The following is a 26,082-nucleotide window of genomic DNA, read 5'->3' as shown; positions in this document are numbered from 1 at the left end:
AATCGTCGGGAGAGTCAAATGAGTATGTCTACCCAAAGCATCCCGTGGTATCGCCATCTTAGCCGCCCCCAGTGGCGTGCGTTCTCCGCCGCCTGGCTGGGATATCTGCTTGATGGCTTCGATTTTGTATTAATAGCCTTAGTTCTGACGGAAATAAAAAGTGAATTTGGCCTCACCACGGTGGAAGCGGCAAGCCTGATATCGGCGGCCTTTATTTCACGCTGGTTCGGTGGCCTGCTGCTGGGCGCAATGGGCGATCGCTATGGCCGCAAGCTGGCGATGATCACCAGCATTGTACTCTTCTCCTGCGGCACGCTGGCCTGCGGTTTTGCGCCGGGCTACGTCACCCTGTTTATCGCCCGCATGGTGATCGGTATGGGGATGGCGGGGGAATACGGTTCCAGCGCAACCTACGTGATTGAAAGCTGGCCGACGCAGCTGCGCAACAAGGCAAGCGGTTTTCTGATCTCCGGATTTTCCGTGGGTGCGGTGATAGCCGCTCAGGTCTACAGCCTGGTCGTGCCGGTGTGGGGCTGGCGCGCGCTGTTCTTTATCGGCATTTTGCCTATCGTTTTTGCTCTCTGGCTGCGTAAAAACATACCGGAAGCGGAAGACTGGAAGGCGAAGCACGAAGGTAAAGCGCCAGTACGCACCATGGTCGACATTCTCTATCGCGGCCCATACCGCGTGATTAACATCCTGATGACCGTGTTTGCCGGTACCGCGCTGTGGTTCTGCTTTGCCGGAGAGCTGAATAATGCGGGGCTGGTGGTGATCCTGGGCCTGCTGTGCGCCATCGTGTTCATCAGCTTTATGGTGCAAAGTAGCGGCAAACGCTGGCCTACGGGCGTCACGCTGATGGTGGTGGTGCTGTTTGCTTTTCTCTACTCATGGCCGATTCAGGCGCTGTTGCCCACCTGGCTTAAAACCGAGCTGGGGTATGACCCGTCAACCGTGGCGCGCGTGCTGTTCTTTAGTGGGTTTGGGGCAGCAGTAGGCTGCTGCGTGGGCGGTTTCCTCGGAGACTGGCTGGGCACGCGCAAAGCGTACGTCTACAGCCTGATGGCCTCGCAGCTGCTGATCATCCCCGTCTTTGCGATCGGTGGCGCAAATGTCTGGGTACTGGGCTTGCTACTCTTTTTCCAGCAGATGCTGGGGCAGGGCATTTCCGGGATCTTACCCAAGCTCATTGGTGGCTATTTCGATACCGACCAGCGTGCCGCCGGGCTGGGCTTTACCTACAACGTCGGGGCGCTGGGCGGGGCCATTGCGCCAGTGATTGGCGCCTTGCTGGCGCAAAACATGGAGCTGGGCACGGCATTAGGTTCGCTCTCGTTTGGCCTGACGTTCGTGGTAATCCTGCTCATCGGTCTGGACATGCCCTCACGCGTTCAGCGCTGGGTCCGCCCGGAAGCCCTGCGTACGCACGACGCGATTGACGGTAAACCGCTGAGTGGCGTAGTGCCGTTGGGTGCCGACAAACGCGGCCCGATCAAACATAAAGGATAATGTGATGTCGTTGATTGAAACCCTGAGCCAGAAAATAAACGTCACGGGCGGGCTGATCGTCTCCTGCCAGCCGGTGCCGGGAAGCCCGTTAGACAAGCCTGAGATCGTCGCGGCGATGGCGCTTGCCGCTGAACACGCCGATGCCATTGCCGTTCGCATTGAGGGCCTTGCCAACCTGCGTGCCGCGCGTCCGCTGCTCTCAATTCCGGTAATTGGCATCATCAAACGCGATCTCCCCGATTCGCCGGTACGCATCACGCCGTTTCTTGAGGATGTGGACGATCTGGCGCACGCCGGGGCGGATATTATTGCCTTTGACGGCACCGATCGCCTGCGGCCCGCTACACGAGAGGCGATTGTGGCAAGGATCCACCACCATGGGCGGCTGGCGATGGCCGATTGTTCCTCGCCTGAAGATGGACGCTATTGCCAGCAACTCGGGGCCGAATTTATCGGCTCGACGCTCTCGGGCTACCTGACGCCGGACACGCCAGACGAGCCTGATCTGGCGCTGGTGCGTGCCCTGAGCGAAGCTGGCTGTCGGGTTATCGCCGAAGGACGCTATAACTCCCCGGAACTGGCCGCTCAGGCAATGCAGCATGGGGCGTGGGCGGTAACCGTGGGATCTGCGATCACCCGGCTGGAGCATATCTGCCAGTGGTTTAACGACGCGATGCGTGAGGTGCGCCATGACAACCCTGGCCATTGATATCGGCGGGACAAAGCTCGCCGCCGCGCGGGTTGAGGGCCGCAGCATTACCGCTCGCCGCGAGTGCGCAACCCCCGCCAGCCAGACGCCGCAGGCGTTGCAGGAGGCGTTACGCACGCTGATCGCGCCGCTAAGGGCGCAGGCCGTGCGGGTGGCGGTAGCCTCCACGGGCATCATTCACGAAGGCGTTCTGACCTCCATTAACCCGTCGAATCTGGGCGGGCTGGCGCAGTTTCCGCTGGTGGCGTCTCTCTCTGCAATCACCGATTTGCCCGTAACGGCAATCAACGATGCGCAGGCCGCGGCATGGGCCGAGTTCTGCGCGCTGCCCGACAATGACGATATGGTCTTTCTGACCGTATCAACCGGCGTGGGCGGCGGCGTGGTGCTTAATGGCAAACTCCAGACGGGCCGCGGTGGGCTGGCCGGCCATCTGGGGCACACTCAGGCCGACCCGGCGGGGCCGCTGTGCGGCTGCGGGCGACGCGGCTGCGTCGAGGCTATTGCCTCCGGGCGCGGAATTGCGGCGGCAGCACACGGTGAACTGGCCGGGCTGGATGCAAAAGCGATATTCGCCCGCGCGGCGCAGGGCGATCCTCAGGCCCGTCAGCTGGTGGCGCACTCCGCGCGAACGCTGGCCACCCTCATTGCAGACGTCAAAGCCGTCACCGACTGTCAGACCGTGGTGGTGGGCGGCAGCGTGGGGCTGGCGGAAGGATATTTACCGCAGGTTGCCGGATATCTGTCTCAGCAGCCGGGTGTTTATCAGGTCGCGCTTCGGGCGGCGCATTATCGCCACGATGCCGGGCTGTTGGGTGCCGCGCTTGTGGCTCAGGGAGGCACGTTATGATATTGGGCGAGTTACCGTCGCTGGCGTCATCAGGGTTACCCGCACACTTGCAGCACGCCATAACTCTGGCGCTTGCCGCGCGGCCGCAGGAGAAAGCGCCCGGCCATTACGCGCTGCAGGGCGAGGAGATCTTTATGAACGTCATGCAGTTTGCCACCCAGTGGCCGGAGCAGAAGCAGGCCGAGCTGCACGAAGCGTATATTGATATCCAGCTGCTGCTTGCGGGTGAAGAACGTATCCTGTTTGGTGTCGCGGGGGCCGCGCGCGAATGCGGGGAATGGCATAGCAGTGAAGATTATCAGCTGTGTAGCCGCATTGAAGGGGAGCAATCGCTGGTACTGCAACCGGGAATGTTTGTGGTCTTTATGCCGGGAGAGCCGCACAAGCCGGGCTGCGCGGTGGCTTCGACGGGGGAGATCAAAAAGGCCGTTGTGAAGGTCCGTGCCAGCCTGTTAACCGCGTAAAAAAAGCCGGATGGCGTGTGCTCATCCGGCTCGTCTTTTACACTTCCAGGTAGTTCAGGATCCCGTCAGCCGCTTTACGACCTTCGGCAATCGCTGTGACCACCAGGTCGGAACCGCGAACGATATCGCCACCGGCGAAGATTTTCGGGTTGCTGGTCTGGAAGGCATTGTCGCTGCCTTCCGGAGCAATCACGCGGCCCTGCGAATCCAGCTCAACGCTGTGTTTCGCCAGCCACTCCATGCTGTGTGGACGGAAGCCGAACGCCATCACCACCGCATCCGCCGGGATCACATGCTCGGAGCCTGCCACGATTTCTGCACGGCGACGGCCTTTCGCATCCGGCGCACCCATCTCGGTACGCGCCATTTTCACGCCGCTCACTCTGCCGTTGGCATTCACTTCCACGCCCAGAGGCTGGATGTTGAACTGGAACTCCACACCCTCTTCACGCGCGTTTTTCACTTCACGCTTAGAGCCGGGCATGTTCTCTTCATCACGGCGATAGGCACAGATAACGTGCGCCGCATTCTGACGAATGGAGGTTCGCACGCAGTCCATCGCGGTATCACCGCCGCCCAGCACCACCACGCGTTTGCCTTCCATGCTGACGAACGGCTCGTCGGTCGTTTCGCCGTAACCCATGATCTGCTTCGTATTGGCAATCAGGAACGGCAGCGCATCATACACGCCTGGCGCATCTTCGTTTTCCAGCCCGCCGCGCATGGACTGATACGTCCCTACGCCGAGGAACACGGCATCGTAATCCTTCAGCAGGTCGTCGAGCTGCACGTCGCGGCCCACTTCCACGTTCAGTTTGAACTCAATACCCATGCCGGTGAAGATTTCGCGGCGGCGGGTCATGACCTCTTTTTCCAGCTTGAATGCCGGGATGCCGAACGTCAGCAGGCCGCCGATTTCTGGATGACGGTCGAAGACCACCGCTTTGACGCCGTTACGGGTCAACACGTCCGCACAGGCCAGGCCCGCCGGGCCTGCACCAATGATGGCTACGCGTTTGTCAGTTTGACGCACGCCGGTCATATCCGGACGCCAGCCCATTTCGAACGCTTTATCGTTGATATAGCGTTCGATGTTACCGATGGTCACCGCACCAAACTCGTCGTTCAGCGTACAGGAGCCTTCACACAGGCGGTCCTGCGGGCAGACGCGGCCACACACTTCCGGCAGGGTATTGGTCTGGTGAGACAGCTCGGCGGCTTCAAAAATACGTCCTTCGTTGGCGAGCTTCAGCCAGTTTGGGATGTAGTTATGGACCGGGCATTTCCATTCGCAGTAAGGGTTACCGCAGGACAGGCAGCGGTCTGCCTGCGCTTTGGCCTGGCCTTCTGAAAACGGCTCATAGATTTCTACAAATTCAATTTTACGGATCTTCAGCGGTTTCTTTGGCGGATCAACGCGCTGCAGGTCGATAAACTGGTATACGTTCTGACTCATTGCTACCCCTTACTGCGCCTGCACACGCAGCTCTGCTGCGCTACGACTACGGTGACCCAACAGTGCTTTCACATCGCTGGACTTCGGTTTAACCAGCGCGAATTTCGCAGAGAACGCTGGCCAGTTTGCCAGGATCTCTTCGCCGCGCGAAGAACCGGTATGCTGCACGTGTTCGGTAATCAAACCGCGCAGGTGTTCTTCGTGGATTGCCAGGGTATCAACGTCCAGCACTTCCACCAGTTCCGGGTTCACGCGTTTGCGGAACTCGCCGTCTTCGTCCAGGACGTAAGCAAACCCGCCCGTCATGCCTGCGCCGAAGTTCACGCCGGTTTTACCCATGACGCAAACAATCCCGCCCGTCATGTATTCACAGCCGTTATCGCCGATGCCTTCCACCACGGTGATGGCACCGGAGTTACGCACCGCAAAACGCTCACCTGCACGACCGGCTGCAAACAGACGACCGCCGGTTGCGCCGTACAGACAGGTGTTACCGATGATGCTGGCTTCGTGGCTGCGGAAGGCGGAGCCGACCGGCGGACGTACCGCCAGCAGACCGCCTGCCATGCCTTTGCCGACGTAGTCGTTGGCATCGCCGGTCAAGTACAGCTCAACGCCGCCCGCGTTCCACACGCCAAAGCTCTGACCCGCCGTGCCACTGAAGTACGCGGTAATCGGATCGGACGCCAGACCCTGGTCGCCGTGCGTTTGCGCGATGTAGCCCGAGAGCGAGGCACCGACGGAACGGTCGGTGTTGCGGATATCAAACCAGAACGTTTTGCTCTGCTTATCATCCACATACGGCTTCGCCTGCTGCAACAGCTGCGCATTCAGCACGCCGTTGTCGAACGGCGGGTTTTTCTCGGTGCAGTAGACCGCTTTGCCAGGGTGCGGCTGCGCGGTTTCAAGCAGTTTGCTCAACGCCAGTTTCTGCTGTTTGGCAGTAAACCCTTCCAGCTCTTTCAGCAGGTCGGTACGGCCAATCAGATCCACCAGACGCTTCACGCCCAGCAGCGCCATCAGCTCGCGGGTCTCGCGGGCGATGAAATCAAAGTAGTTGGTCACTTTGAACGGCAGACCGTGATAGTGATTCTTACGCAGCTTCTCGTCCTGGGTTGCCACACCGGTTGCGCAGTTGTTGAGGTGGCAAATACGCAGGTATTTACAGCCCAGCGCCACCATCGGGCCGGTGCCGAAGCCAAAGCTTTCCGCACCCAGAATCGCTGCCTTGATGATGTCGAGGCCGGTTTTCAGGCCCCCGTCCACCTGCAGGCGGATCTTGTGGCGCAGGCCGTTAGCCACCAGCGCCTGCTGGGTTTCCACCAGGCCCAGCTCCCACGGACAGCCCGCGTATTTCACAGAGGAGAGCGGGCTTGCGCCGGTACCGCCGTCGTAGCCAGCGATGGTGATCAGGTCTGCGTAGGCTTTTGCCACGCCGGTGGCGATGGTGCCGACGCCCGGTTCGGAAACCAGCTTCACGGAGATCATCGCCTTCGGGTTAACCTGTTTCAGGTCGAAAATCAGCTGCGCTAAGTCCTCGATAGAGTAGATATCGTGGTGCGGCGGCGGGGAGATCAGCGTCACGCCCGGCACCGAGTAGCGCAGTTTGGCGATGTACGGCGTGACTTTATCACCCGGCAACTGACCGCCTTCCCCCGGTTTAGCCCCCTGAGCGACTTTAATCTGAATCACGTCGGCGTTGACCAGGTACGCAGGCGTTACGCCAAAGCGACCGGATGCCACCTGCTTAATACGCGACACTTTATTGGTGCCGTAGCGGGCAGGATCTTCGCCGCCTTCGCCGGAGTTCGAGTTACCGCCGATGCTGTTCATGGCTTCCGCCAGGGCTTCATGGGCTTCCGGGCTGAGCGCGCCGATAGACATCGCCGCGGTATCGAAGCGTTTGAACAGCTCGGTTGCTGGCTCCACGTCGTCGATGCTAACCGCCTCGTCGCCCGGGTTAAGGGCAATAAGATCGCGCAGCGTCGCCGCCGGACGGTTATTCACCAGCTCAGCGTACTGCTGATAATCACGGTATTCACCGCTCTGCACCGCCTGCTGCAGCGTGCGCACAACGTCAGGGTTGTAGGCGTGGTATTCGCCACCGTGAACGTATTTCAGTAGGCCGCCCTGATCCAGCGGCTTACGTGCCAGCCAGGCGCGTTTCGACAGGTTCACCAGATCCTGCTGGAAATCAGCAAAACCGGCTCCGCCGATACGGCTGATCACGCCCTGGAAGCACAGGTTCGCCACATCGTCGTGCAGGCCAACCGCTTCAAACAGCTTCGAGCAACGGTAAGAGGCAATGGTCGAGATGCCCATTTTGGACATGATCTTGTACAGGCCTTTGTTGATGCCGTTACGGTAGTTCAGCATCACGGCGCGGTAGTCTTTGTCGATCGCGCGAGTATCCACCAGGCGTGCCAGCGTTTCGTAGGCCAGGTAAGGGTAGATGGCCGTCGCACCAAAGCCTAACAGCACGGCAAAGTGGTGCGGGTCACGGGCGCTTGCGGTTTCAACAATGATGTTGGCGTCGCAGCGCAGGCTCTTATCCACCAGACGCGTCTGGATCGCCCCCACGGCCATCGGCGCAGGCACCGGCAGACGGTTTTTGGCGATGTTGCGGTCGGAGAGCACCAGCAGAACGGTGCCGTTGCGCACCATCTGTTCGGCTTTATCACACAGCGCGTTCACCGTCTCTTCGAGGCTCGTTTCGGTCACGTCGAAAGTGATATCGAGCGTGTCGGCGCGATAGTGCTCCTCTTTCATGGTGGTCAACTGCTTGAAATCGGAGTAGAGCAGGAGCGGCGATTTAAAGGTCAGACGGTGGGCCTGGCCTTCGGCTTCGCAGAAGACGTTCATCTCGCGACCGATGCTGGTGGCAAGCGACATGACGTGCGCTTCACGCAGCGGATCGATTGGCGGGTTGGTAACCTGCGCAAACTGCTGGCGGAAGTAGTCGTAAATGATGCGCGGCTGGCTGGAGAGCACGGCAAATGGGGTGTCATCGCCCATTGAGCCGACCGCTTCCTGGCCGTTTTCACCGAGCACGCGGATCACCGAGTCCAGCTCTTCCGCGCTGTAGTTAAACTGTTTCTGGAAGCTCGCGAGGGTGTCGTCGTCCATCTCGCGGCTGCCCACTTCGTCGTCGGACAGGTCTTCGAACGGCACCAGACGGCGGACGTTTTTCTCCATCCATTCTTTGTACGGGTGGCGGCTTTTCAGGTCGTTATCGGTTTCGGCGGAGTGCAGAATACGCCCGCCACGGGTATCGATAACCATCAGTTCGCCCGGGCCAACGCGGCCTTTCTCGACCACTTCGTCAGGCTGGTAATCCCAGATACCGACTTCCGATGCGCAGGTGATGAGCTTATCTTTGGTGATAACGTAGCGCGCCGGACGCAGGCCGTTACGGTCCAGGTTACAGGCGGCAAAGCGGCCATCGGACATGACGATGCCCGCCGGGCCGTCCCACGGCTCCATGTGCATGGAGTTAAAGTCAAAGAACGCGCGCAGCTCCGGATCCATATCCGGGTTGTTCTGCCAGGCCGGTGGCACGAGCAGACGCATGGCGCGAACGATGTCCATCCCGCCTGCCAGCAGCAGCTCAAGCATGTTATCCATGGAGCTGGAGTCCGAGCCGGTTTCGTTCACGAACGGTGCGGCGTCGTGCAGATCGGGGATCAGCGGCGTCTGGAATTTATAGGTACGGGCGCGCGCCCACTGGCGGTTACCGGTGATGGTGTTGATTTCGCCGTTGTGTGCCAGATAGCGGAACGGTTGAGCCAGCGGCCAGCGTGGAACGGTGTTGGTGGAGAAGCGCTGGTGGAACAGGCAAATGGCCGATTCCAGACGCAGGTCCGCCAGGTCCAGGTAGAAGCGCGGCAGGTCAGCCGGCATACACAGACCTTTATAGATGTTCACCAGGTTGGAGAGGCTACAGACGTAGAACTCTTTATCGTCCTGGAGACGTTTTTCAATGCGGCGGCGAGCGATAAACAGACGGCGTTCCATATCACGTGGACGCCAGCCCGCAGGCGCGTTGACAAAAATTTGTTCAATGCGAGGCAGCGAGGAGAGGGCAATTTCACCGAGCACCCCTTCATTGGTTGGCACATCGCGCCAGCCGACAATCGACAGGGTTTCGCGCTGAAGTTCTTCTTCAACGATGCGGCGTGAGGCGGCTGCTTTTTCAGGATCCTGATTCAGGAACAGCATGCCGACAGCGTAGTTTTTGGCTAAACGCCAGCCGCGCTCTTCCGCCACGATACGGAAGAAACGATCCGGTTTTTGCAGCAGCAGACCGCAACCGTCGCCGGTTTTACCATCGGCAAGGATGGCACCACGGTGCTGCATACGGGCCAGTGCGTGAATGGCAGTACGCACTACCTTGTGGCTAGGTTCGCCTTCTATGTGGGCGATCAGGCCGAAACCACAGTTATCCTTCTCAAGGGATTTATCGTACAACATATCAGTGAACCTCCCCAGGCTCGTCGGGCTTCTCTCTGAACGTTACCGTGGCGCACAGGCACAGAAAGAGCATGGCGACGGGGATTGCGTTTCATACGCGCACCTCGCATTCGCCCTCTTTTTCATCCTTTCGCGCAGGTAAACAAGTTTGAGGACTTGCTTCAGAGGGAATCTCAATTACTGCATAAATATGATGAGCAGATTGCTCATCCAGAAAGCTTCCAGCGGATTTCCAACTTATCGGGAATTGGTACACAGGTCAAATGGCAATATTATTTATACAAAAATGTGCTAAGAGGTAGATAACTTTCTGTTTAAAAAGATAATTTATCTATTTTTACAACCACGCTTTGCTCCGGGAAGCGCGCAGGGAGTGTGATCTGACTCACTATATGAAAGCGGTATTATCCCCGCAGCGTGCTGAATAGCCGTTTTAAAGCAGAATAATCATCTGGGCTGGGGTGCAAACCCGCATAAAGTCACTGTTTTTACGCGCTAGCGCTATAAATGAAAAAAACCATCAGAACATAAGGAAAAGTAATTACGGTTTGTTTGAATGAAACTGCAGTTATAGTGATTATTTATTCATAGGGGTAAAGGCCGTCCTGAGCGATTGATCCAGGTCATCGCCGACAGAGGCTAAAAATGGCAGGCTTGTCCCCTTTCTCCGGGACGGTCTATCAGATTATGCAGTTACAGAAATTAGTCAATATGTTTGGTGGGGATCTTTCGCAGCGTTACGGGCAAAAGGTTCATAAGCTGACGCTGCACGGCGGTTTTAGCTGCCCGAATCGCGACGGCACCATCGGGCGTGGCGGCTGCACGTTCTGTAACGTGGCCTCGTTTGCCGACGAAGCCCAGCAGCACAAATCCATTGCCGAACAGCTTGCGCATCAGGCAAGCCGGGTAAACCGCGCGAAGCAATATCTGGCCTATTTTCAGGCCTATACCAGCACATGGGCGGAGGTGCAGGTGCTGCGCGGGATGTATCAACAGGCGGTCAGTCAGGCCAACATTGTGGGTCTGTGTGTGGGCACACGCCCGGATTGCGTCCCGGACGCGGTGCTGGATTTGCTCAGCGAGTATAAAGAACAGGGTTACGAGATCTGGCTTGAGCTGGGGTTGCAGACCGCGCATGATAAAACCCTGCATCGCATCAACCGTGGACACGATTTTGCCTGCTATCAGCGCACCACCCGTCTGGCGCGCGAGCGTGGGCTAAAAGTTTGCTCGCATCTGATTGTCGGCTTGCCGGGGGAAGGGCAGCAGCACGGGCTTGAGACGCTTGAAAAAGTGGTCGAAACCGGCGTCGACGGCATCAAGCTGCATCCACTGCATATTGTGAAAGGCAGCATTATGGCGAAAGCCTGGGAAGCAGGCCGCCTGAACGGTATCGAACTTGAAGACTATACGGTGACCGCCGGGGAGATGATTCGCCATACGCCGCCGGAAATTGTCTACCATCGCATCTCCGCCAGCGCCCGCCGTCCAACGCTGCTGGCACCGCTGTGGTGCGAGAACCGCTGGACGGGGATGGTGGAAATCGACCGCTTCCTGCAGGAGCACGGTGTACAGGGTTCTGCCCTGGGGAGACCGTGGGTTCCCCGCCTACCGACGACGGCCGCCTAACAGGCTTCCCATCATGCCGCGGATGATCTGATTGGTGACCTGACGCGCTGCGCTTTTCGCCATCGTCTGCACCACGCCGTCGCGCTTGCCGCCGCGCGGCCCGGTGGTACCAAACAGAATGTCCTTCAGGCCGCCCAGGATCCCGTCGTCCACGGCCACGGACTGGCCTTTGGCGGGCGGCGCGCCCTGCGATTCTGCCGTTGCCTGTACCCCTTTTTGCAGCATTTCGAACGCGGACTCCCGATCCACCTCATCTTCGTATTTGCCGTAGAGGGGGGAATGGTTAATCAGGCCGTTACGCTCATCATCGGTGACTGGCCCCATACGCGAGCACGGGGCGATAACCATGGCACGCTCGACCACCGACGGGCTACCCTTCGCGTCCAGGAAGGAAATAAGTGCCTCACCGGTGCCCAGCGCCTGAATAGCCGCTTCGGTATCAAAAGCCGGATTGGCGCGCATGGTTTGCGCGGCGGCTTTGACCGCCTTCTGATCCTTTGGCGTAAAGGCGCGTAAGGCATGCTGTACGCGGTTGCCGAGTTGCCCCAGAACATTGTCCGGGATGTCCGACGGGTTTTGCGAAACAAACCAGACGCCGACGCCTTTTGAACGGATCAGGCGGATCACCTGCTCAATTTTATCCAGCAACACCTGCGGCGCATCGTTGAACAGCAGGTGCGCTTCGTCAAAGAAGAACACCAGCTTCGGTTTATCAAGGTCGCCTGCCTCAGGCAGTTGCTCATAAAGTTCAGAGAGCATCCACAGCAGGCTGGCGGCATAGAGCTTCGGCATTTGATAGAGCTTTTCTGAACTCAGTATGTTGATGATGCCTTTGCCCTGACTGTCGGTACGCATCCAGTCTTTAATATCCAGCATCGGCTCACCGAAGAAATGCTCGGCGCCCTGTTGCTCCAGCGTCAGCAAACCGCGCTGGATGGCACCCACCGAGGCGCTGCTGATATTGCCGTACTGGTTCTGGAAGGATTTGGCGTTATCGCCGATATACTGGGTGATGGCGCGCAGATCTTTGAAATCAAGCAGCAGCAGCCCCTGGTCGTCCGCAATGCGGAAGATAATATTCAGGACGCCGGTTTGCACCTCGTTAAGATCGAGAAGACGCGCCAGCAGCAACGGACCGAGATCGGAGACGGTGGCGCGCACCGGATGCCCTTTCTCACCGAAAATGTCCCATACCACGACCGGGTTGCTGTGCGGGGTCCAGTCAGTGATGCCAATATTTTTCAGACGTTCGAGCAGCTTTTCTGAAGCCGTCCCTTCCTGAGCCACCCCGGTGAGATCGCCTTTCACATCGGCCATAAATACCGGTACGCCCGCCTCTGAAAGCGACTCTGCCAGCTTCTGCAGGGTAACGGTTTTTCCCGTCCCGGTCGCGCCGGTGATCAGACCGTGTCGGTTGGTCATAGCGGGGAGTAAAAACAGCTCTTTTTCCAGCGTCCGGGCGATTAGCAGCGGTGTACTCATGATCAACATCCTCTCATTTTCATGAGTGGAGTATAGGCAACCCGACGGCAAATTGTCTGCGCAAATTCCTGACTTTGCGGCGCATTATCCAGCGCAGACTATGCTTTTTCATACGGTAAACAAAATTTTGGGAAGCTATGTCCAGATTCTTTTTTAATGACCGCAAACAGCTGGTCAACGACGCTATTGAAGGCATACTGCTTTCGGCTCCGCACGCTAACCTCGTCAAACTGGATATCGATCCGGCTATTCGCATAGTGGCTCGCGGCGACTGGGACAAAAGCCGCGTGGCGGTGATCTCCGGTGGAGGCTCAGGCCATGAACCGGCGCACGCCGGGTTTGTCGGCAAGGGGATGTTAACGGCGGCAGTGTGCGGCGACGTGTTTGCTTCGCCGAGCGTGGATGCCGTGCTGAATGCCATTGTGGCGGTGACGGGTGAGCAGGGCTGTTTGCTGATCGTAAAAAACTATACCGGTGACAGGCTGAACTTTGGCCTGGCGGCGGAGAAAGCGAAACGCTACGGGCTGAACGTTGAGATGGTCATTGTGGCGGACGATATCGCCCTGCCGGATAACAAACAGCCGCGCGGCATTGCGGGTACGGTGCTGGTGCATAAAATTGCGGGCTATGCGGCGGAGCAGGGCAAACCGCTGAGTGAAGTCCGGAAGATTGCGCAGCAGGCCTGCGATAACCTCTGGAGCCTGGGTGTGGCGATGCAAACCTGCAACCTGCCGGGCAGCGATGATGATGAAGAGGGGCGCATTAAGCAAGGCCATGTGGAGCTGGGGCTGGGTATTCACGGTGAGCCGGGGGCGTCCGTTGTCGACACGCAAAACAGCAAAGCGATTATCGAGATGCTGGTGACGCCGCTTATCGCGAAGGCGGGCGAGGGGCGCTTTGCGGTGCTCATTAACAACCTTGGCGGCGTCTCGGCGCTGGAGATGGCGCAATTAACCAAAGAGCTGGCGCATTCAGCCCTTAAAGAAAGCATCGACTGTCTGATTGGGCCCGCGCCGCTGGTGAGTGCGCTGGATATGAAGGGATTTTCGCTGACGCTGCTCAAGCTCAACGATCTGTTCGAAAAAGCGCTGCATGCCGATGTTGAAACGCTCGGCTGGCAGAAACCGGTGGCGTTTGCGCCAGTGCGTACCGTTGCGCACAGCGCCCTTCACGATCGCGTGGAATATACCCCGTCAGCGAACCCGCAGGTCGGGAAGGCTGTCTCCTCGGTCACGAGCACGCTGATACAACTGGAGAACCACCTCAATGCGCTGGATGCAAAAGTGGGCGACGGTGATACCGGCTCCACCTTTGCGCAGGGCGCCCGGGATATTGCGCAACGTCTGGAAGAGAACACACTTCCGCTGAACGACCTGCCGACCCTGCTCTCGCTGGTGGGCGAGCGCCTTGCCACGGTGATGGGCGGATCGAGCGGCGTATTGATGTCGATCTTCTTTACCGCTGCCGGGCAGAAGCTGGATGAAGGCCAGGCATTACCGGAAGCGCTGCTGAGCGGCCTGGGGCAGATGAAGCAGTATGGTGGTGCGGATCTGGGCGATCGCACCCTGATCGACGCGCTGCAACCAGCGCTGGAGGCGCTGCTGAAAGGCGATCTTCAGGCCGCGGCGCAGGCCGCACAGCAGGGCGCGGAGGCAACGGCCAAAATGGCGAAAGCCGGCGCGGGGCGCTCGTCGTATGTTAATCAAGAGAATCTGGATGGCGTGATGGACCCGGGGGCGGTAGCGGTGGCGGAGGTGTTTAAAGCCCTGGCGCAGTAGTGAAATCGCCCGGTGGCGCGATGCCGCCACCGGACACATTTACATTAAAAATCCGCTTTCAACACCACGCGGTAGCGGGCTTTGCCGTCGCGCACGTGCTGAATGGCTTCGTTGATTTTCGACATCGGATACAACTCGGTGGTTGGTGCCACTTTAGTGCGTCCGGCAAACTTCATCAGCTTGCGCAGTTCAAAAGGCGTACCGGTGGCGGAGCCTGAAACGCTGCGATCGCCGCCAATCAGCGTAAACGCCGGGACAGGTAGCGGCTTCATCACCGCGCCAACGGTGTGGAAGTTGCCGCCGTAGGCCAGCGCTTCAAAGTACGGCTGCCAGTCGAGATCGACGTTGACGGTGTTAATGATCAGATCAAACTGGCCCGCCAGCGCGTTCAGCGCCTGCGGATCGCGGCTGTTTACGACTTTATCCGCGCCCATCGCCAGTACTTCTTGCTCTTTTGACGGGTTAGAGCTGAACGCCGTCACTTCGCAGCCCATGGCGTGCAGCAGCTTGATGGCGATATGGCCCAGACCGCCGATACCAATCACGCCCACGCGGCTGGTGGCGGTGATGTGGTGCATCAGCAGCGGTTTAAATACCGTAATACCGCCGCACAGCAGCGGGCCTGCGGATTCGATATCAATGCTGTCCGGCAGCGGGATCACCCATTGCCAGTCGGCGCGCAGTTTATCGGCGAAACCGCCTCTGTTCACGATGGTTGGCACAGCGCCTTCAAGGCAGTTGATCTGGTTGCCGCTGATACAGGCATCACAGTGACCGCAGCTGCGTGCGGTCCAGCCGATACCAACGCGCTGGCCAACCTTCAGCCCTTTATCCTGCGCGGCGGTACCGAGCGCGACCACGCGGCCAATCACTTCGTGACCGGCGACCAGCGGATACTGCGAGAAGCCCCATTCGTTGTCGATCATGGAGAGATCCGAGTGGCAGATCCCGCAATAATCCACCTGTACCTCGACGTCTTCAGCTTTCAGTTCGCCCGCATCGTACTCGTACAGTTCAAGTTCTGCACCCGCCTGCGGTGCGGCGTAGCTTTTTATCTTCGACATCGTGTTTCCCCCGTTATGGTGTGAACTGAGAGTGTAGAGCATTCAGTTTACAGCCGCTTAACAGAAGGCGGCAGGAACGGGAATTACAGACTTTTCAGCATTCTGACTTCGCAATCAACGTGGCCGGTGCAGCCCAGCGGCGCATCGATATGCTCGAAGCCCAGATGTTCATACAGGCCAATGGCCTCTTTGAGGAACGCGGTGGTTTCAAGATAACAGCGGGTGAAGCCTTCTGCGCGGGCGTGTTCAAGCGCAACCAGCGCCAGCTTTTTCGCCAGCCCCTGGCCGCGAATGGTGGGCAGAAAGTACATCTTCTGCAGCTCACAGATATCTGGCTCGCTGCAGGTCAAAGGCGCCACGCCGCCACCGCCCACGACTTTGCCTGCCTGCTCAATGATCCAGTAGGCGTGGCCCGGCTGGCTGTAAAGCTGGAACAGTTCGTCAAGATTGGGGTCGGCTACGGTGTAGCCTTTATCGGCCGTAAGGCCATATTCGGCAGAAACGGTGCGGATAACGGCGGCGATAGCCGGGTTGTCCTGTTCAGTGATACGACGCATCGTCGTCGCGACGGGGGCAATCACGCTCATAGCATTACTCATGACAAAAATTGACACACAGGTGCTGTTAATAGCACTGGAGCAAGGGGAGTGCAAGCGAGGAGTTTTCAGGAAGGAAACCCCTTACGCCCTGAAGCGTAAGGGGTAAAAGCATTACAGGGCTGCAATAACCGCCTGCTGCTCAATCAGTTTGGTCTTCGCATCTGCGAAAGCAACCAGACGCTCACGCTCTTTAGCGATGACCGCTTCCGGCGCGCGGGCGACAAAGCCTTCGTTCGCCAGTTTGCTTTCGATTTTGCCGATTTCCACGTCGACTTTTGCCACTTCCTTCGCCAGACGCGCCAGCTCGGCGTCTTTGTCGATAAGACCCGCCATCGGGATCAGCAGCTCGGCACCGTCGATGATTTTGGTCACAGAAACCGGACCTTTGTCATCGGCAGGCAGCACGGTGATGCTTTCCAGACGCGCCATGGTTTTCAGGAAGGTGCTGTTTTCGTTCACGCGACGAACGGCAGCCTCGCTGCAGCCGCGTAGCAGCAGTTCCAGCGGTTTGCTCGGGGCGATGTTCATTTCTGCACGAACGTTACGCACGGCAACAATCGCCTGCTTCAGCCATTCGGTATCGGCAGCGGCGGCTTCATCAACGCGCGCAGCATCGAATTCCGGGAACGGCTGCAGCATGATGGTGTCGGCATCAATGCCTGCAATCAGCTTCACGCGCTGCCAGATGGTTTCGGTAATGAACGGGATGACCGGATGCGCCAGGCGCAGCAGTCCTTCCAGTACGGTGATCAGCGTGTTGCGCGTGCCGCGCAGCTCGGCTTCGGATCCGCCGTTCATCACCGGCTTCGCCAGCTCCAGATACCAGTCACAGAACTGGTTCCAGGTGAATTCGTACAGGATGCCTGCCGCGATGTCGAAGCGGTAGCTGTCCAGCGCCTCACGGAAGGCTTTCACCGTCTGGTTGAATTCCGCCAGGATCCAGCGGTCAGCCAGCGACAGCGTCATCTCGCCGCCGTTAAAGCCGCAATCCTGATCTTCGGTATTCATCAGCACGAAACGGCTGGCGTTCCACAGCTTGTTACAGAAGTTACGGTAACCTTCCAGACGCTTCATGTCCCAGTTGATGTCGCGGCCGGTAGAGGCCAGCGCCGCCAGGGTGAAACGCAGGGCATCGGTACCGTGAGACTCAATCCCGTTCGGGAACTGCTTCTCGGTGCGCTTGCGGATCTTCTCGGCCAGCTGCGGCTGCATCATGTTGCCGGTACGTTTTTCCAGCAGCTCTTCCAGCGAAATACCGTCGACCATATCCAGCGGGTCGATAACGTTACCCTTGGATTTGGACATCTTCTGGCCTTCGTCGTCACGGATGAGGCCGGTCATGTAGACGGTATGGAACGGAACCTGCGGCTTGCCGTTTTCATCTTTGATGAAGTGCATGGTCATCATGATCATGCGGGCGATCCAGAAGAAGATGATGTCGAAGCCGGATACCATCACGCTGGTTGGGTGGAACTGACGCAGCGCGTCGGTATTTTCCGGCCAGCCGAGGGTAGAGAAGGTCCAGAGCGCGGAGGAGAACCAGGTATCCAGCACGTCTTCGTCCTGACGCAGGGCAACGTCAGCGCCCAGGTTGTTTTCCTGACGCACTTCGTCTTCGGTGCGGCCAACGTAGACGTTGCCGTCGTTGTCATACCACGCCGGAATACGGTGGCCCCACCACAGCTGACGGGAGATACACCAGTCCTGAATGTCACGCATCCAGGAGAAGTACATGTTTTCGTACTGCTTCGGCACGAACTGAATGTCGCCATTCTCAACCGCCTCAACGGCCGGTTTCGCCAGCACGTCGGCACGCACGTACCACTGGTCGGTCAGCATAGGTTCGATTACCACGCCGCCACGGTCGCCGTACGGCACGGTCAGATCGTGAGGCTTGATCTCTTCCAGCAGGCCCAGCGCGTCAACGGCAGCGACGATGGCTTTACGCGCGGCAAAACGCTCCAGCTTCTGGAACTCGGCCGGGATATCGCTTGCGTAAACGTCAGACTCTTCGCCTTTCGTGTCAAAGACTTGCGCGCTTTCGCGGATGTCACCGTCGAAGGTCAGGATGTTGATCATCGGCAGGGCGTGACGACGGCCCACTTCGTAGTCGTTGAAGTCGTGCGCCGGGGTGATTTTCACGCAGCCGGTGCCTTTTTCCATGTCGGCGTGTTCGTCGCCCACAATCGGAATACGGCGGTTAACCAGCGGCAGGACCACGAATTTACCGATCAGATCTTTGTAACGTGGATCTTCCGGGTTAACGGCCACGCCGGTATCGCCCAGCAGGGTTTCCGGACGGGTGGTAGCGACCACCAGGTAATCTTTACCGTCTGCGGTTTTTGCGCCGTCGGCCAGCGGATAGCGGATGTGCCACATCGAGCCTTTTGACTCGCGGTTTTCCACTTCCAGGTCAGAGATGGCGGTGCGCAGTTTCGGGTCCCAGTTCACCAGGCGTTTGCCACGGTAAATCAGGTCCTCTTTATACAGACGGACAAACACTTCTTTCACGGCGTTGGAGAGGCCTTCGTCCATGGTGAAGCGCTCGCGCTCCCAGTCCACGGAGTTGCCGAGACGACGCATCTGGCGGGTAATGGTGCCGCCGGATTCTGCCTTCCACTGCCAGATTTTGTCGATGAACGCGTCGCGACCGTAGTCGTGGCGGGTTTTACCTTCTTCAGCGGCAATTTTACGTTCAACCACCATCTGGGTCGCGATACCCGCGTGGTCAGTCCCCGCCTGCCACAGGGTGTTTTTACCCTGCATGCGCTGGTAGCGGATCATGGTGTCCATGATGGTTTGCTGGAAAGCATGACCCATATGCAAACTGCCGGTGACGTTCGGCGGCGGGATCATGATGCAGAAGGACTCTTTGCTTTCATCGCCGTTAGGCTTGAAATAGCCCTGCTGTTCCCAGTGCTCGTAAAGCGGCTGTTCGATATCGCGTGGGTTATATGTCTTTTCCATTATTTCCAGGTTGCCGTATTCAGGTTAAAACCGGCCAGGCGGTACGCTTTATAGCGTTCGCGCGCCAGTTGTTTCAAAGATTCTTCGTGAGGGACAAAGTCTACCACTTCTGTGAAAGCGGTGGCAAAATCTGCAAAGTCTATCCGCAGGCTGATAAGAATATCGCGCGCGCTGCTGTTGCGCTTTTGCGGCCAGGCAATTTCAACCGGCGCACCGCCGCGTGGCCCTTCACCCGATAAGTTATGCGGGACAAAACTTTCCGGCGGGCGTGCCCATAGCGCTTCATCAAGGCGAATCGCCTGCTGCTCATCTTCACAGGCAATCAACACGCGTTTGCCTGCGCGCCAACGTTCTGCGGCAATGTCACACACCAGTTGTTCTACGGCGCTGAGGCCGTCCTGTTGGGTGTCATTGTCCAGAAGGTAGAACGTTGCATTCTTCATATATGGGGCTTCTTGTCGTGGATTTAAATGCAAAGCCGGGTGGCGCTACGCTTACCCGGCCTACGGTTGAGCGACGTTGTAGGCCGGGTAAGGCGAAGCCGCCACCCGGCGTTTAACATCACTCGTCGCCGTTAAAACCCGCGCGGTTCAGCAGGAACTGCGACAGCAGCGCGACCGGACGACCGGTTGCGCCTTTGGCTTTACCGGAGCGCCATGCGGTGCCTGCGATATCCAGGTGCGCCCAGTTGTACTTGCGGGTGAAGCGTGACAGGAAGCAGCCTGCGGTAATCGCTCCGCCAGGACGGCCGCCGATGTTTGCCATATCGGCAAAGTTTGATTCCAGCTGATCCTGGAACTCGTCGGCCAGTGGCAGTCGCCATGCGCGGTCGCCAGCCTGCTCGGACGCCCCGATCAGCTCGTGCGCCAACGGGTTATGGTTCGACATCAGGCCGGTGATGTGGTGGCCCAGCGCGATGACGCAGGCACCGGTCAGGGTTGCCACGTCGATAACCGCCTCAGGTTCGAAGCGTTCCACATAGGTCAGCACGTCGCACAGCACCAGACGGCCTTCGGCGTCGGTGTTTAGCACTTCAACGGTCTGGCCGGACATGGTGGTCAGCACGTCACCCGGACGATAGGCGCGGCCACCAGGCATGTTTTCACAGCCCGCCAGTACGCCGATAACGTTAATCGGGAGCTGGAGCTCGGCGACCATCCGCATGACGCCGTATACCGCTGCCGCGCCGCACATATCGTACTTCATCTCGTCCATGCCTTCGGCAGGCTTGATGGAGATACCGCCGGAGTCAAAGGTCAGGCCTTTGCCCACCAGCACCACAGGACGCGCGTCCTCGGACGGGTTGCCTTTATATTCGATGACCGACATCAGGGACTCATTCTGGGAGCCGTTACCGACCGCCAGATACGAATGCATGCCCAGCTCTTTCATCTGCTGTTCACCGATGACGCGGGTAATAACGTTTTTACTGTAAGCATCTGCTAACTGGCGAGCCTGAGAGGCGAGGTATGCAGCGTTGCAGATGTTTGGCGGCATATTGCCCAGATCTTTTGCGGCTTTGATCCCGGCGGCAATTGCCAGACCGTGCTGGATAGCGCGCTCGCCGCTGGTCAGCTCGCGGCGGGTAGGGACGTTAAAGACCATTTTACGCAGCGGGCGACGTGGCTCGCTTTTGTTGGTCTTCAGCTGATCAAAGCTGTAGAGGCTCTCTTTTGCGGTCTCGACGGCCTGGCGTACTTTCCAGTAGGTGTTGCGGCCTTTAACGTGCAGTTCGGTCAGGAAGCAAACGGCTTCCATCGAGCCGGTATCATTCAGCGTATTTATCGTTTTTTGAATGACCTGCTTATACTGACGCTCATCCAGCTCGCGTTCTTTACCGCAGCCAATCAGCAGAATACGTTCAGACAGTACGTTCGGCACATGGTGCAGCAATAGCGTCTGCCCAGGTTTGCCTTCCAGTTCGCCACGGCGCAGCAGGGCGCTGATATAGCCGTCACTGATCTTATCGAGTTGTTCGGCGATGGGGGAGAGTCGGCGTGGTTCAAAGACGCCCACAACGATGCAGGCACTCCGCTGTTTCTCCGGGCTACCGCTTTTTACACTGAACTCCATGCACTACGCTCCTGAATCTTAAAGACAACGACGGCTGCTACGGATAGAATTGAAACCTTTCGTAACTCATGTCCGCGGTTGTGGTGACTTCGTGTTAATCTTACGTTACTACGGTTTCGACACGTCATGTAATGAGCTGTATCGCGATTCCGCCGGGTTTTTTAATCTTAGCGATGATTTCGACGACTCAAGAGAATAAATGACGTTTAAGCCATGAAACAAGCTAAATTCCTGCAAAAGACGAGTTTTTACGGGCGTATTTAAAGTGATAATCATAAGATATCTGGTGCGGGAGACGCTGAAGAGCCAACTGGCGATCCTCTTTATCCTTCTTCTGATCTTTTTCTGTCAGAAGCTGGTCAAGATCCTCGGCGCGGCGGTTGACGGCGAAATCCCAACGAATCTGGTGCTTTCCCTGCTGGGGTTAGGCGTGCCGGAAATGGCGCAGCTGATCCTGCCGTTAAGCCTTTTCCTCGGCCTGCTGATGACGCTCGGTAAGCTCTATACCGAAAGTGAAATTACGGTGATGCACGCCTGCGGCTTGAGTAAAGCCGTGCTGGTGAAGGCAGCCATGGTGCTGGCACTGTTCACCGGTATTATTGCTGCCGTGAATGTGATGTGGGCGGGGCCCGCCTCCTCCCGGCATCAGGATGAGGTGCTGGCCGAAGCGAAAGCCAACCCGGGACTCGCCGCGTTAGCGCAAGGGCAGTTCCAGCAGGCCAGCGACGGCAACTCTGTGCTGTTTATCGAAAGCGTGAATGGCAACCGGTTTAACGATGTCTTCCTTGCTCAGCTGCGCCCAAAAGGTAACGCTCGCCCCTCCGTGGTGGTGGCGGACTCAGGCCAGCTGTCGCAGCGTAAAGATGGCTCTCAGGTCGTGACGCTCAATAAAGGCACACGTTTTGAAGGCACGGCGATGCTGCGCGACTTCCGCATTACCGATTTCCAGAACTATCAGGCGATTGTCGGTCATCAGACCGTTGCGCTCGACCCCACTGATACCGAACAGATGAACATGCGTACTCTGCTCGCGACAGACAGTGACCGCGCGCGCGCTGAGCTGCACTGGCGTATCACTCTGGTCTTCACGGTGTTTATGATGGCGCTGATGGTGGTGCCACTGAGCGTGGTGAACCCACGTCAGGGGCGCGTGCTCTCCATGCTGCCCGCCATGCTGCTCTACCTGGTGTTCTTCCTGTTACAAACCTCGATTAAGTCTAACGGTGGCAAAGGTAAGATCGATCCGGCCATCTGGACCTGGGTGGTCAATGGTCTGTATCTGTTGTTGGCAGTGGGGCTTAACTTATGGGATACGGTGCCTGTGCGCAGGATCCGCGCCCGTTTTACGCGTAAAGGAGCCATCTAATGCAGGCATTTGGCGTTCTTGATCGCTATATCGGTAGAACGATTTTTACCACCATCATGATGACGCTTTTCATGCTGGTGTCGCTCTCGGGCATTATCAAATTTGTCGATCAGCTGAAAAAAGCCGGTCAGGGCAACTATGACGCGATGGGCGCGGGGATGTATACCTTGCTCAGCGTGCCAAAAGACGTGCAGATCTTCTTCCCGATGGCGGCCCTGCTGGGGGCGCTACTGGGGCTGGGGATGCTGGCACAGCGCAGCGAGCTGGTCGTGATGCAGGCGTCAGGCTTCACCCGTATGCAGGTTGCGCTGTCGGTAATGAAAACCGCGATTCCGCTGGTGCTGCTGACCATGGCGATTGGCGAATGGGTCGCGCCGCAGGGCGAACAGATGGCGCGTAACTATCGTGCGCAGGCCATGTACGGCGGCTCGCTGCTTTCAACGCAGCAGGGGCTGTGGGCGAAAGACGGCAACAACTTCGTCTATATCGAACGTGTGAAGGGTGACGACGAGCTGGGCGGGGTGAGTATTTACGCGTTCAACAACGAGCGTCGCCTGCAGTCGGTTCGTCACGCCTCGTCTGCGAAGTTCGACGCTGAGCACAAACAGTGGCGTCTTTCGCAGGTGGATGAATCAAACCTGACCGATCCGAAGCAAATCACCGGTACGCAGACGGTCACCGGTACCTGGAAAACCGACCTGACGCCGGACAAGCTGGGCGTGGTGGCGCTTGATCCTGATGCGCTCTCCATCAGCGGCCTGCATAACTACGTCAAGTACCTGAAGTCGAGTGGCCAGGATGCCGGGCGCTATCAGCTCAACATGTGGAGCAAAATCTTCCAGCCGCTGTCGGTGGCGGTAATGATGCTGATGGCCTTGTCATTTATCTTTGGCCCGCTGCGTAGCGTGCCGATGGGCGTGCGCGTGGTCACCGGGATCAGCTTTGGCTTCGTCTTCTACGTGCTAGACCAGATCTTTGGTCCGCTGACGCTGGTTTACGGCATTCCGCCCATTATCGGTGCGTTGCTGCCAAGCGCCAGCTTCTTGCTGATCAGTCTCTGGATGTTGCTGAGACGCTCCTGATAACGCGTCTTTCTCGCTCCCGGATCCCCGGGAGCGAAGCTAATCTCCTGTTTCACCCCGCACTTTTTCTCACAACCTTCCACGCCTCGCCGCGAATTTGAGTATTATTGAGCGATAACGTCGTGAAGGGATCCTCTATGAAGCAAATTCGAATGCTGGCCCAGTATTACGTCGATCTGATGATGAAGCTCGGGCTGGTGCGTTTCTCCATGCTGCTGGCTTTGGCACTGGTCGTCCTGGCAATTGTGGTGCAAATGGCCGTGACCATGGTTCTGCATGGCCAGGTCGAGAGCATCGACGTCATCCGCTCCATTTTCTTTGGCCTGTTAATTACGCCGTGGGCGGTCTATTTCCTCTCTGTGGTGGTGGAACAACTGGAGGAGTCTCGCCAGCGCCTGTCAAAGCTGGTTGATAAGCTGGAGGAGATGCGCGAGCGCGATCTTAAGCTCAACGTCCAGCTCAAAGACAATATCGCCCAGTTAAATCAGGAAATTACTGACCGCGAGAAGGCCGAAGCCGAGCGTCAGACCACGCTTGAGCAGCTCAAAATTGAGATGAAGGAGCGCGAAGTCACGCAGATCCAGCTCGAGCAGCAATCCTCTTTCCTGCGCTCTTTCCTTGATGCCTCGCCAGATCTGGTGTTCTACCGAAACGAAGATAAAGAGTTCTCCGGCTGTAACCGCGCGATGGAGCTGCTGACCGGGAAAAGCGAAAAACAGCTGGTAAACCTGAAGCCGCAGGATGTTTACTCCGAAGAGGCGGCCGCCAAGGTGATGGAGACCGACGAAAAGGTGTTCCGCCACAACGTCTCGCTGACCTACGAACAGTGGCTGGACTACCCGGACGGGCGTAAGGCCTGCTTTGAGATCCGCAAGGTGCCGTACTACGACCGCGTGGGTAAACGTCACGGTCTGATGGGCTTTGGTCGCGATATCACCGAGCGTAAGCGCTATCAGGATGCGCTGGAGCGCGCCAGCCGCGATAAGACCACCTTTATCTCCACCATCAGCCATGAACTGCGTACGCCGCTCAACGGTATTGTGGGGCTGAGCCGTATTTTGCTCGACACCGACCTGACCGCTGAGCAGGAAAAATACCTTAAAACGATCCACGTTTCGGCGGTTACGCTGGGCAATATCTTCAACGATATTATCGACATGGATAAGATGGAGCGCCGCAAGGTACAGCTCGATAACCAGCCGGTAGACTTCACCGGCTTCCTGGCAGACCTGGAAAACCTCTCCGGCCTTCAGGCGCAGCAAAAAGGGCTGAGCTTCGTGATGGAGCCAACCCTGCCGTTGCCGCACAAAGTGGTGACGGACGGCACGCGCCTGCGGCAGATCCTGTGGAACCTCATCAGCAACGCGGTGAAATTTACCCCGCACGGGGGCCGGGTCGCGGTGCGTATTCGCAATGAAGAAGGGGATATGCTGCGCTTTGAGGTAGAAGACTCGGGGATCGGCATCCCGCAGGAGGAGCAGGATAAAATCTTTGCCATGTATTATCAGGTCAAAGACAGCCAGGGCGGCAAGCCCGCGACGGGTACCGGCATTGGTCTGGCCGTCTCAAAACGTCTGGCGAAGAGCATGGGAGGAGATATCACCGTCTCCAGCCAGCCGGGTAAAGGCTCGACCTTCACCCTGACGGTTCATGCGCCAGCGGTGGCCGAAGAGGTCGAAGACACGTTTGAAAGTGACGATATGCCGCTGCCGGCACTGCACGTTCTGCTGGTGGAAGACATCGAGCTGAACGTGATTGTCGCCCGCTCGGTGCTGGAGAAACTCGGTAACAGCGTGGACGTCGCCATGACCGGTAAAGCCGCGCTGGAGATGTTCACACCGGGGGAATATGACCTCGTTCTGCTGGATATCCAGTTGCCGGACATGACCGGCCTGGATATCTCCCGCGAGCTGACCCGCACCTATGCGGCGGAAGATCTGCCGCCGCTGGTTGCGCTGACGGCGAACGTGCTGAAGGATAAAAAAGAGTACCTCGATGCCGGTATGGATGATGTGCTCAGCAAGCCGCTGGCGGTGCCTGCCCTGACCGCCATGATCAAGAAGTTCTGGGATACCCGAGATGAAGAGGAGAGCACCATGACGTCTGTTGATAGCGCGAAAGCCCAAACGATACTGGATACTGCCATGCTGGAGCAGTATATCGATTTGGTCGGACCTAAGCTGATTACCGATGGCCTGGCCATATTTGAGAAAATGATGCCGGGCTATCTGAGCGTGCTCGAGTCCAACCTGACCGCGCGGGATCAAAAAGGCATTGTCGAGGAAGGGCATAAAATCAAAGGTGCCGCCGGTTCGGTCGGCCTGCGCCATCTGCAGCAGCTCGGCCAGCAGATCCAGTCGCCGGATCTTCCTGCCTGGGAAGATAATGTGGCTGAATGGGTTGAAGAGATGAAGCAGGAGTGGCAAAACGATGTGGCGGTGCTGAAAGCCTGGGTGGACGCCAGAAAAAAATGACCCCGGCTTAACCGGGGTGCGCGAATACTGCGCCAACACCAGGGAAATCGTGGCTGCGCCGGATTTTTTGTGTTGTTTTCGCATGGACGCCGCCTGAATATTTAGGCCGC

Annotated in this window: 17 protein-coding genes; 9 read left to right on the top strand and 8 right to left on the bottom strand. The window is 58.0% G+C overall.

Annotated features, from left to right (window positions below; translation table 11 throughout):
* Positions 1-18: 18 nt before the first annotated feature.
* The 4 genes from ACWKX3_RS16695 to nanQ are packed head-to-tail and all read left to right on the top strand — an operon-like array spanning position 19 to position 3,532.
* Entirely contained in the window at positions 19-1,509 is a 1,491-nt protein-coding gene (locus tag ACWKX3_RS16695; RefSeq protein WP_454542097.1) for a sialate:H+ symport family MFS transporter, read from the top strand.
* Positions 1,510-1,513: 4 nt separating this feature from the next.
* Positions 1,514-2,218 (top strand): N-acetylmannosamine-6-phosphate 2-epimerase, encoded by a 705-nt coding sequence (locus tag ACWKX3_RS16690; RefSeq protein ID WP_101736888.1) that lies wholly within the window; start codon positions 1,514-1,516, stop codon positions 2,216-2,218.
* The gene (gene nanK, locus ACWKX3_RS16685; RefSeq protein WP_454542096.1) at positions 2,199-3,068 is read left to right on the top strand and encodes an N-acetylmannosamine kinase; all 870 of its coding nucleotides are present in this window, start codon (positions 2,199-2,201) and stop codon (positions 3,066-3,068) included. The genes ACWKX3_RS16690 and nanK overlap by 20 nt, the downstream gene beginning before the upstream one ends.
* A complete protein-coding gene (nanQ, locus tag ACWKX3_RS16680) occupies positions 3,065-3,532 on the top strand; it encodes an N-acetylneuraminate anomerase (protein WP_058609391.1) in 468 nt (155 codons plus the stop codon). Before nanK ends, nanQ begins: the two co-directional genes overlap by 4 nt.
* A 37-nt stretch (positions 3,533-3,569) precedes the next feature.
* On the opposite strand, the gene ACWKX3_RS16675 is transcribed toward nanQ, so the two are convergent.
* Positions 3,570-4,988 carry a glutamate synthase small subunit gene (locus ACWKX3_RS16675; RefSeq protein ID WP_006178809.1) on the bottom strand — a complete coding sequence of 473 codons (1,419 nt, stop codon included), beginning with the start codon at positions 4,986-4,988 and terminating at the stop codon, positions 3,570-3,572.
* Positions 4,989-4,997: 9 nt separating this feature from the next.
* Positions 4,998-9,458, bottom strand: a complete 4,461-nt coding sequence (gene gltB, locus ACWKX3_RS16670; protein ID WP_058609392.1) for a glutamate synthase large subunit — start codon at positions 9,456-9,458, stop codon at positions 4,998-5,000.
* Positions 9,459-10,145: 687 nt separating this feature from the next.
* Here gltB and ACWKX3_RS16665 point away from each other — a divergent pair.
* Positions 10,146-11,087 carry a TIGR01212 family radical SAM protein gene (locus ACWKX3_RS16665; protein ID WP_140418810.1) on the top strand — a complete coding sequence of 314 codons (942 nt, stop codon included), beginning with the start codon at positions 10,146-10,148 and terminating at the stop codon, positions 11,085-11,087.
* On the opposite strand, the gene ACWKX3_RS16660 is transcribed toward ACWKX3_RS16665, so the two are convergent.
* The gene (locus ACWKX3_RS16660) at positions 11,067-12,569 is read right to left on the bottom strand and encodes a helicase HerA-like C-terminal domain-containing protein (protein WP_058609394.1); all 1,503 of its coding nucleotides are present in this window, start codon (positions 12,567-12,569) and stop codon (positions 11,067-11,069) included. The two genes, ACWKX3_RS16665 and ACWKX3_RS16660, sit on opposite strands and share 21 nt — an antisense overlap.
* Positions 12,570-12,706: 137 nt before the next feature.
* On the opposite strand from ACWKX3_RS16660, the gene ACWKX3_RS16655 reads away from it, so the two are divergent.
* Positions 12,707-14,347, top strand: coding sequence for a glycerone kinase (locus ACWKX3_RS16655; RefSeq protein WP_454542095.1), 1,641 nt, complete (start codon positions 12,707-12,709; stop codon positions 14,345-14,347).
* Between the two features lie 44 nt (positions 14,348-14,391).
* Here the strand turns inward: ACWKX3_RS16655 and ahr are convergent, their stop codons facing one another.
* The 5 genes from ahr to pepA all read right to left on the bottom strand — a co-directional run bounded on the left by ahr (position 14,392) and on the right by pepA (position 21,050).
* Positions 14,392-15,411: an NADPH-dependent aldehyde reductase Ahr gene (gene ahr / locus ACWKX3_RS16650; protein WP_006178803.1), complete on the bottom strand. Its 1,020-nt coding sequence runs from the start codon at positions 15,409-15,411 to the stop codon at positions 14,392-14,394.
* Positions 15,412-15,494: 83 nt separating this feature from the next.
* Entirely contained in the window at positions 15,495-15,998 is a 504-nt protein-coding gene (locus tag ACWKX3_RS16645) for a GNAT family N-acetyltransferase (protein WP_042322128.1), read from the bottom strand.
* Between the two features lie 123 nt (positions 15,999-16,121).
* Positions 16,122-18,977, bottom strand: coding sequence for a valine--tRNA ligase (locus ACWKX3_RS16640; protein ID WP_454542094.1), 2,856 nt, complete (start codon positions 18,975-18,977; stop codon positions 16,122-16,124).
* Positions 18,977-19,420 (bottom strand): DNA polymerase III subunit chi, encoded by a 444-nt coding sequence (gene holC, locus ACWKX3_RS16635; RefSeq protein ID WP_006178800.1) that lies wholly within the window; start codon positions 19,418-19,420, stop codon positions 18,977-18,979. Before holC ends, ACWKX3_RS16640 begins: the two co-directional genes overlap by 1 nt.
* Before the next feature lie 118 nt (positions 19,421-19,538).
* Complete coding sequence (pepA, locus tag ACWKX3_RS16630) at positions 19,539-21,050, bottom strand: leucyl aminopeptidase (RefSeq protein ID WP_042322124.1); 1,512 nt, start codon at positions 21,048-21,050, stop codon at positions 19,539-19,541.
* 265 nt (positions 21,051-21,315) lie between these two features.
* On the opposite strand from pepA, the gene lptF reads away from it, so the two are divergent.
* The 3 genes from lptF (at position 21,316) to arcB (ending at position 25,972) form a co-directional block, all read left to right on the top strand.
* Entirely contained in the window at positions 21,316-22,416 is a 1,101-nt protein-coding gene (gene lptF, locus ACWKX3_RS16625) for an LPS export ABC transporter permease LptF (protein WP_368747316.1), read from the top strand.
* On the top strand, positions 22,416-23,498 hold the full coding sequence (lptG, locus tag ACWKX3_RS16620) for an LPS export ABC transporter permease LptG (protein WP_006178796.1): 1,083 nt from the start codon (positions 22,416-22,418) through the stop codon (positions 23,496-23,498). Before lptF ends, lptG begins: the two co-directional genes overlap by 1 nt.
* A 137-nt stretch (positions 23,499-23,635) precedes the next feature.
* The gene (gene arcB, locus ACWKX3_RS16615) at positions 23,636-25,972 is read left to right on the top strand and encodes an aerobic respiration two-component sensor histidine kinase ArcB (protein WP_006178795.1); all 2,337 of its coding nucleotides are present in this window, start codon (positions 23,636-23,638) and stop codon (positions 25,970-25,972) included.
* The last annotated feature ends 110 nt before the right edge of the window (positions 25,973-26,082 follow it).

The organism is Enterobacter sp. UPMP2052, from assembly GCF_053709675.1.
This window is presented reverse-complemented; position numbering and strand designations above follow the sequence as displayed.